The sequence below is a fragment of the Burkholderia sp. Ac-20392 genome (genome assembly GCF_017104585.1).
GTDB classification, from domain to species: domain Bacteria; phylum Pseudomonadota; class Gammaproteobacteria; order Burkholderiales; family Burkholderiaceae; genus Burkholderia; species Burkholderia lata.
The window spans coordinates 1-1,640 of record NZ_JAAGPB010000927.1; the positions used below are offsets into that span (position 1 = coordinate 1).

The 1,640-nt window shown below is 69.8% G+C and carries 2 protein-coding genes; both read left to right on the forward strand.

The window, feature by feature from the left end:
• A partial coding sequence (locus G3N99_RS39765; RefSeq protein WP_206125138.1) for a HAMP domain-containing sensor histidine kinase occupies window positions 1-847 on the forward strand: 847 nt, incomplete at its 5' end.
• Window positions 848-892: 45 nt separating this feature from the next.
• Window positions 893-1,640, forward strand: a 748-nt coding sequence (locus tag G3N99_RS39770; RefSeq protein WP_174948099.1) for a response regulator transcription factor, incomplete at its 3' end; no start/stop codon positions are given.

Sequence of the window (1,640 nt, forward strand, 5' to 3'; positions counted from 1 at the left end):
CACCGACGACGCGATCCTGTGGCTGACGCTGCAGCCGGTCGAGCACGATCCGGCGATCGCGGCGACGGTCACGGTCGCCGACATCACGCCGCTGCGCCGCGCGCTCGACGAGCGCGTCGCGTCGCTGCGCTTTCTGGCGCATGACCTGCGTTCGCCGCAGAATTCGATACTCGCGCTGACCCAGTTGCACGACGCCGATCCCGAAGCGTTCGCCGCGTGCGGCGGCCTCGAACGGATCGCGCAACTCGCGCGGCACGCGTTGCTGCTCGGCCAGGACTACCTCGTCGCGTCGGCGGCGGACGATCTCCGCCAGCGCCATTTCATACGCTTCGACCTGCGCACGATGCTGCGCGAGCTCGTGCCGAAGCTCGAAGTGGGCGCCGTCTATCGCGGCGTCGCGTTGCAGCTCTGGCTCGACGACGCCGTACCGCTGTGGTTGCGCGGCGCGCGCGTATTCGTCGCCCGTGCGCTGCAGAACCTGATCGACAATGCGGTGCAGGCGTCGCGGCAGGGCGCGCGCGTCGAGATCCGGTTGCACGTGCGTGACGCGCACGCGGAAGTGACGATCCGCGATTGGGCCGGCGGCCTGCCGGGCCTCGCCACGGATGGGCGCATCACCGATTTCGCGCCGCTCGCGAAGCGTGGCTCGATGGGCTTCGGCCTCGGGCTGCAGCTCGCCGCGCAGGTCGCCGCCGCGCATGCGGGCACGCTGTACGCCGAATCGAATCGCGGCGTCGGCACGGCGTTCGTGATGCGCCTGCCGATGCCCACGCCGGCAGGCGCGGCAGCTTCGGCCGTGCCGGACGGCATCGCGCGCTGGCGCGCGAGCGTCACGCCCGACGGCTGAGCGCCGGCATCCTTTCCTTTTCGCTTGACCAACCCTATTTCCGCGATGTCCGAACCGAACATGCAGCGCACCGTGCAGCAGCCCAAGCAGATCGTGGTCGTCGAGGACGATCCGGTGCAGCGCACGCTGCTCGTCACCTGGCTCAAGGCCGAGGGCTACCGCGTCGAGGCGTTCGGCGACGGGCTCGACGCGCGTCGCTTCCTCGGCGACAGCTGGGCCGATCTGCTGGTGCTCGACTGGGACCTGCCCGGGATGACGGGCGAGCGGCTGCTCGGGTGGGTGCGTAGCCGCGCGCGCTCGATCGTCCCGGTGATCTTCCAGACCGTGCATTCGGACGAAGAAGACATCGTGAAGATTCTCGACGCCGGCGCGGACGATTTCCTGATCAAGCCGCTCGAGAAGCAGACGCTGCTCGCACGCGTGCGCGCGTTGTTGCGGCGCTTCGCGGCGCTGTCGGTCGACAGCGGGCGCATGCAGCTCGGCGGCTGCGTGTTGTCGCGCGCGACGCTGACCGTGTCCGACGGCAGCGCGTCGCACGCATTCAGCGCGAAGGAGTTCGACATTCTCTGGCATCTGGCCGAGCATCCCGGCACCGTCGTGCAGCGACAGGATCTGTTGCGGCTCGTGTGGGGCGCGGAAGCGTCCACGCAGACCCGCACGGTCGACATGTACGTGAGCCGACTGCGCAGCCGGCTGAAAGCGGCGGGCCTCGGCTGGACCGTGCATGCGGCGTACGCGACAGGCTACCGCCTGAACCTGGGCGCGGACGTCGAGCCGGCGAATCGCGCATCGT